Annotated in this window: 7 protein-coding genes; 6 read left to right on the top strand and 1 reads right to left on the bottom strand. The window is 44.7% G+C overall.

What is annotated here, in order from left to right; translation table 11 throughout:
• Positions 1-347 (top strand): type II toxin-antitoxin system VapC family toxin (locus ACYVRH_RS09780; protein WP_461256727.1); only part of this gene is annotated, 347 nt, incomplete at its 5' end.
• A gap of 82 nt (positions 348-429) precedes the next feature.
• Here the strand turns inward: ACYVRH_RS09780 and ACYVRH_RS09775 are convergent.
• Positions 430-1794, bottom strand: a complete 1365-nt coding sequence (locus ACYVRH_RS09775) for a CCA tRNA nucleotidyltransferase (RefSeq protein WP_461256726.1) — start codon at positions 1792-1794, stop codon at positions 430-432.
• Positions 1795-1898: 104 nt separating this feature from the next.
• On the opposite strand from ACYVRH_RS09775, the gene ACYVRH_RS09770 reads away from it, so the two are divergent.
• The 5 genes from ACYVRH_RS09770 to ACYVRH_RS09750 all read left to right on the top strand — a co-directional run bounded on the left by ACYVRH_RS09770 (position 1899) and on the right by ACYVRH_RS09750 (position 5828).
• On the top strand, positions 1899-2549 hold the full coding sequence (locus tag ACYVRH_RS09770; protein WP_461256725.1) for a thiamine diphosphokinase: 651 nt from the start codon (positions 1899-1901) through the stop codon (positions 2547-2549).
• On the top strand, positions 2550-3419 hold the full coding sequence (locus tag ACYVRH_RS09765; protein ID WP_461256724.1) for a bifunctional 5,10-methylenetetrahydrofolate dehydrogenase/5,10-methenyltetrahydrofolate cyclohydrolase: 870 nt from the start codon (positions 2550-2552) through the stop codon (positions 3417-3419).
• A gap of 7 nt (positions 3420-3426) precedes the next feature.
• Positions 3427-3807: a hypothetical protein gene (locus ACYVRH_RS09760; RefSeq protein WP_461256723.1), complete on the top strand. Its 381-nt coding sequence runs from the start codon at positions 3427-3429 to the stop codon at positions 3805-3807.
• 97 nt (positions 3808-3904) lie between these two features.
• Positions 3905-4471 (top strand): leucine-rich repeat domain-containing protein, encoded by a 567-nt coding sequence (locus ACYVRH_RS09755; RefSeq protein ID WP_461256722.1) that lies wholly within the window; start codon positions 3905-3907, stop codon positions 4469-4471.
• Between the two features lie 127 nt (positions 4472-4598).
• Entirely contained in the window at positions 4599-5828 is a 1230-nt protein-coding gene (locus ACYVRH_RS09750; RefSeq protein ID WP_461256721.1) for a tyrosine-type recombinase/integrase, read from the top strand.
• Positions 5829-6232: the final 404 nt, after the last annotated feature.

Genomic DNA, 6232 nt, shown 5'->3' with positions numbered 1-6232 from the left:
TATACGCTCTCACCGTGAAACTGAATAAGAAAAAAGGATTATACATATCGACCATCACATTAGCTGAATTGGAATTTGGGAGCGCAAACGCGGATAGTTCATATAAAGAAAGGAATCAACTTGCATTATTGGAATTTTTGTCAATTATGGGTATAAAACATTTTGACGAAAATGCCGCAAAAGAATTCGGAATATTAAAAAAAGATTTAAAAGATAAAAATTGTTTGATAGGACCATTTGATATGTTGATAGGCGCACACGCAAAATCGTTAAATATGACTTTGGTTACAAATAATGTTAGGGAATTTGAACGAATAAAAGATTTAAAAATTGAAAATTGGGTGTAATGGGATATGACACTTCTATACTTCGACAAGCTCAGTGTCCACAAATAGCGCTCCCTGAGCTTGCCGAAGGGCGCACAGTCCCTCACAATCTATCCTTAACAATCTTCCCCGCTATCTCCAACAACTTCTCTTTAGTATTCTGCGCGGGATCGTCAAGCACTGTTTCCAAGAGTTCTTTTAAAATTATTCCCATTGTTTTTCCGCTCTCAATGCCAATCGTCATTAAATCATTTCCCGAAATCGCGAGGTCTTTCAAAGTGAAAGCATGTTCCTGCGCCAAAACTTTTTTTACTCTGTCAGATAACGCCGTCAGATTCATGGGTTCGGTCTCTTTTCCGGCTAAGGCAAAAGCGTCCGCTCTGCGCAAACGGTAGAGGTCTTCAAGAGCAGATTCACCCACACGCGCAATGAAACGGCGGACGGCGGCGTCTGACCAATCTTCAGTGTAGTGAAACATATGCTCTTTTACTAAATGGCAAACGCCGTCAATTACTTCGTTTGAATAGCATAGCCGCCTGAGAATTTTATGGCTCATAGAAGCGCCAATTTCCTCGTGACGGTAAAATGTCCAAACGCCGTTTTCGTCCATTTTGCGAACATCAGGCTTGCCGATGTCGTGTAACAAGGCGGCTAGGCGCGTTTCGTGTGAATAATTTTTTGCGGCGGCATAATCGCAGGCAAGGAGCGAATGATCTAAAACGTCAAACTGATGAAAGCCTTTCTGTTCAACGCCTCGGCAGACGGCAAGCTCTTTCAAAAAAAGTTCCAAAAGCCCGGTTTTTTCCATCAGAAGAAAGGCGCGGGAGGGATAGGGGGAGGCGAGTATCTTATCAATTTCATCCCTCACGCGCTCCCAAGAAACTTTCGCGCTGACGTTAAGAGCGCCGTTAATTGCGTCTAATGTGTTTTTCTCTATCTCAAAGCCGAGTTGCGCGGAAAAGCGGACTGCGCGTAACGGGCGCAAACCGTCTTCGTTAAATCTTTCGCTTGCTATCCCCACGCAGCGGATTATTCCCGCTTTAATATCATCCGCCCCGTTAAACGGATCAACTATTTCTCCATCCGGCAGGCGCAGGCCGATCACGTTCATCGTAAAATCGCGCCTTGATAAGTCTTCTTCTATATTATTTGAAAATTTGACTTGATCCGGCCTGCGCCCGTCCGAATAGTCAGATTCCGTTCTAAAAGTGGTAACTTCCACGCTGTTTTTTTTGTACAAAACAGTAACAGTCCCATGCTTAATGCCGGTAGGAATAACCTTCCCCCCCGCGCGTCTGACAAAATATGTCACCTCTTGCGGCAATGCGTCCGTAGCTAAATCCCAGTCATGTATATCTTTCCCTCTTATCATATCCCGCACCGCTCCGCCCACAAGGTATGCCTGTTTCCCGTTGTTTTTAAAAATAGCGGCAATTTCTTTCAGTACCGGATGAATGGTTTTTAACAATTGAATTTCCCTTAATAATTAAGTATACTTTTTATGTTAGTTTTTTACTACACTTCTTGTTCGTGTTGGTTCATGTGGTTCGTGGTTGAAATCTTGGAGGAATTTTGCTGGGAATAATTTTTACAGGCGGGCAGGGACCGAAAGCGCAGGTAATAAAAGGCTTGCTGAATACCGAAGCAAAAGGCGCGATGTTTATCGCCGCCGACTCCGGTTTTCAGGCGGCCTTGAGCGCCGGACTAAAACCCGATTGGATTATCGGCGATATGGATTCTCTTGAAGACCAATCTCGCCTATCCGCATGGCCGCCGGAACGCGTTATTCGCCATACGCACGAAAAGGATTTTACCGATACGGAACTGGCCATATCTCTTGCAGTGGAAAAAGGCTGCGAGGATATTTGGCTGATAGGCGGAGGCGGCGGCAGGATAGACCTCATTTTCGCGATTCGTTCCCTTTATGAAAGAGAACTGGTTCCATCCCGTTGGATGACCGACGCGGAAAACATCTTCTGCATTGACGCGGACCCAACGCATAACGAACTTTCCTGCCGCATGGAAGCAAACGCCCGTGTTTCAGGGTTTCCGTTTGGTTCAGGTCCGTGGGAAGCAACAAGCAAGGGGCTTAAATGGCCGCTTGCCGGTCTTCCGTGGGATCGCGGTTTCTTCGGTTTAAGCAATGTCGCTGTGGACGGGGATTTTTCTGTAACAGCGGAAGCCGGTCGTTTCATGGTGATAACGCCTTTAGAGGAGAAATAAATGTCAGCAGTAATAATGGATGGAAAGAAACTTGGGCAAAAAATTCGTGAGAGCGTAAAAGTAAGAGCCGAGGCGTTACGCGAAAAGGGAATTACGCCCTGTCTTGCGGTGGTGCTTGTCGGCGAAGACCCGGCGAGCTTATCTTATGTAAAATCTAAGGAAAAGGCGTTAGCTGAAGCAGGCATGGAGAGCCTCGACATAAGGCTTCCGCAAATGACAAGCGAGGCGGAACTTCTTTCTCTAATAGCCAATCTTAACAAAGATAAAAAAGTACATGGCATTCTTGTTCAGTCTCCTGTGCCAAAACACATTGACGAGGAAAAGATAAATGCGGCAGTCGTCCCTGAAAAAGACGTGGATTGCTTTCATCCTGTTTCGGTCGGGAATATGGTGCTGGACAGACCCGGATTTTTGCCGTGTACGCCGCATGGCGTTCTTGTTTTTTTAAAAGAGTACAATATTCCCGTATCAGGAGCGAATGTCGTAGTGGTGGGAAGATCTAACATTGTGGGGAAACCGCTTGCAAATCTTTTGATACGCCGAGAATACAACGCGACTGTAACTATCTGCCACACGGGAACTAAAGACCTTTTTCGCCATACTTTGCAAGCGGACATTTTGATAGCGGCGGCTGGAAAAACGGGATTTATCAAACCTGAAATGGTAAAAGAAGGAGCGACTGTAATCGACGTGGGAATAAACCGCGTCCCCGATTCAGCCGCCGCAAAAGGCTACCGCGTCTGCGGCGACGTTGATCCCGCCGTAGCGGAAAAGGCCGCGTTTTTTACGCCGGTACCCGGCGGCGTTGGCCTAATGACTGTCGCGATGCTCTTGCAGAATGTTGTCGAAGCGGCGGAAAGGAGTGTATAATGCTGGAATGAATGATGTAGAAAAAATAGACGATATTCCGTCAACGTCAAGTTTATCCAAACTTGGGATTTCCGCTATCGGTTACGCCGCCGGCGGAATTTTTCTCTTCCTCCTGAACATCTTTGCCCGCTTCAAAGTTTTTGGGCTTATCATTGGAGGAATTGTCTGCCTTGTCGGCATCGGCTCTCTTATGTCAAAAGACACGGCGGATAGAAAAGCCGGTTTTTTAATCACGGCTGCGGGCGCGCTGACAATACTCTCTAAAGCGAGAATCCCTTTTTTAACTGCTATTTCTGGCACTCTCCTGAGTATCGGCGCTATCGGCCTTCTCGCACTTGGCATTATAAACGGGATTAAATTTTTCATCGGGTTAAAGAAGCGATCATAATTTTTTACCACGATGTATGCCCAAAGAATTTATTCAGTACAGTGCTAAAAACGCCTTATACAAAGGCTTTTTATATAACACAAAAGGAGTATTAAAGATGAAAAGAACAGTAATCGCATTATTACTATGTACGGCACTGTGTGCGGCAGTATTCGCGCAAAAAGCAAGCAATTTTATGACGGACGGAAAAGGGACCATTACCACTTATCTGATGACCTGGCCAGACACGAATACGGTTATCGTCATCCCCGCCCAAATCGGAGGCGTGACTATAACGGCTATTGGGGAAGGGGCTTTTTCCGGACAAGGACTGACCAGCGTTACCATCCCTAACAGCGTTACAACCATCGGGGCAGGGGCTTTTTCCAGCAACAGCCTGACCAGCGTTACCATACCCAACAGCGTTACCTCCATCGGGAAAGGGGCGTTTAGCGAAAATAGCAATCTTACCGCAATAAATGTCGCTGAAGGCAATACGGTATATAGTTCACAGAATGGCGTTTTATATAACAAAGCCAAGAGCGTATTGGTTTCATGGCCGGCAAAAAAAACTCCGGTGTCAATACCTTCTTCTGTTACCTCCATCGGGGATGGGGCTTTTTCCGCCAACGGGCTGACCAGCGTTACCATACCGAACAGAAGGAAAACTGCACGTTTTACCTAATTACAAAATAAACGGTTTCCGTAAATGCTTATCCCATAAGAAATTAGCGTTGCTGATTTTTACGCAAAAAATTATGGGAATTCGGTGTAATCATAAAAGACATCATATTCCCAAAAAAGAGGTAGTTATGAAGATTCATAATGATTTTACCCTGTATTTCAGGGTTACTTCTTCGGGTAGGCGGGTTGTTTATTACTACGCTTACGATGAAAACGGCAAGCGGACGCGGGGCAGGTCTACGGGGCAGACCAATAAGACGGCGGCAAGGGTGCTTGTAAACAGGCTTTTAAAACAAGGAGCTTTGTTGCCAAGAAAAGACGATATGCCCACCTTCGGCGAATATTCCGTGAACTGGTGGGATTGGGAAAATTGCGAGTACCTGAAAAAAAGACGGAAACGGGCGAACCTGACGCAAAGTTATTCAGACCACATGAAACGCAATCTTGATAAAGTGGTATTGCCGTATTTCAAAAATATGAAAATGGACGCTATTACCCCCGCCGTGATTGAGGCTTTTTTGGACAGCCTTATAAAACAAAAATATAAAAACACGACCATTAACGGCTACTACGGAACTTTCAAAACTATGATGATTGAGGCTGTGGAACGTGGGATAATTCCTGTTGACCCTACCGCCAAAGTGGAACGGCTGATAAATGACGCTGATACTATTAAGATTATTACGCCGCTTGAATTCAAAAAATTGTTTGTGGGCGATTGGCGCAAGGTGTGGGAAAACAGCCATATTACCTGTACTGTGAATAAAGTGGCGGCGTTGTCTGGCATGAGAGTATCCGAGATTTTAGGTCTTAAAGGGAGTTGTCTTTTTGACGATCATATTTACGTTTGTATGCAACATGACAATTACGGCTACAGGCTGACTAAAACAAAGGACAAACATAATATTCCGCTTCCCGCTTCTTTGATTGCGGATTTGGAATTACTGAAAGAAAAAAGCGGGGACGGATATTTATTCTCTACGGACGGCGGCGGTAGCCCTATTTGCCGTAAAACGGTTTTAATGTATCTGCGCAAGGCGTTGGTAAACATCGGCATTAGCAGCGCGGAAATAAAAGAGCGGAATTTGCATATTCACGCTTGGCGGCATTTTTTCAATACGGAAATGCTAAAGGGCGGTATGACAACGGAACAAGCGCAGGCGATAACCACGCATAAGAGCGAAAGAATGACGGAGCGTTATACGCATTTTGACCCTCTTGAATTTGTGAAGGCGAAAGAAATACAAGAGGCGTTGTTACAGCCTGTTCAGGATAAAACGCAGACAACGGAAATGCCGCCTAATGTGTTTTCTTTTCCCGTACAGGGCATACCGCAAGAGGAGCGGAAACAAGCCTAATAACCTGTTATAAACCTGTAACCCCCGAAGCTACGGCAACGGGGGATTTTTTTTGCCCTGATAAAAATTGCGTGTTTATCCCAATTACTTTTGCTTATGGCTCCGTGAAAATAAAACCATGCGTAAAATTTCCAATTTTACCTAAATACTGATAACGCTTAAACCTTTATTTTTATTAAGCGATGATAAATGAGGAAGGCGGGTTGAAATTGTTGTTTCCGAAAATTGTAGGAAACTCCTATATCTTTTTGAATTGCCAAAACTTATTTTTATTTGTATGCGGATGAAGCATAAAGGCTTATGAAAATAAGGTTAAAAGTTGGACTAAATCCAACTATCTTTATGAAACTGCAGCGGGTATTTTTTATGTATGGGGAGCGAAAAACGGCTGTGAATTTATTTTT

The organism is Treponema sp. R80B11-R83G3 (assembly GCF_054786115.1).
Note: the sequence above shows the minus strand (reverse complement) of the source record. Positions and strands in the feature narration are given on the sequence as shown.

Bases quoted from the DNA above. Each gene is read 5' to 3' on its own strand.
- ACYVRH_RS09765 (WP_461256724.1), top strand. From the start codon at position 2,550: ATGTCAGCAGTAATAATGGATGGAAAGAAACTTGGGCAAAAAATTCGT.
- ACYVRH_RS09760 (WP_461256723.1), top strand. From the start codon at position 3,427: ATGAATGATGTAGAAAAAATAGACGATATTCCGTCAACGTCAAGTTTA.
- ACYVRH_RS09755 (WP_461256722.1), top strand. From the start codon at position 3,905: ATGAAAAGAACAGTAATCGCATTATTACTATGTACGGCACTGTGTGCG.
- ACYVRH_RS09750 (WP_461256721.1), top strand. From the start codon at position 4,599: ATGAAGATTCATAATGATTTTACCCTGTATTTCAGGGTTACTTCTTCG.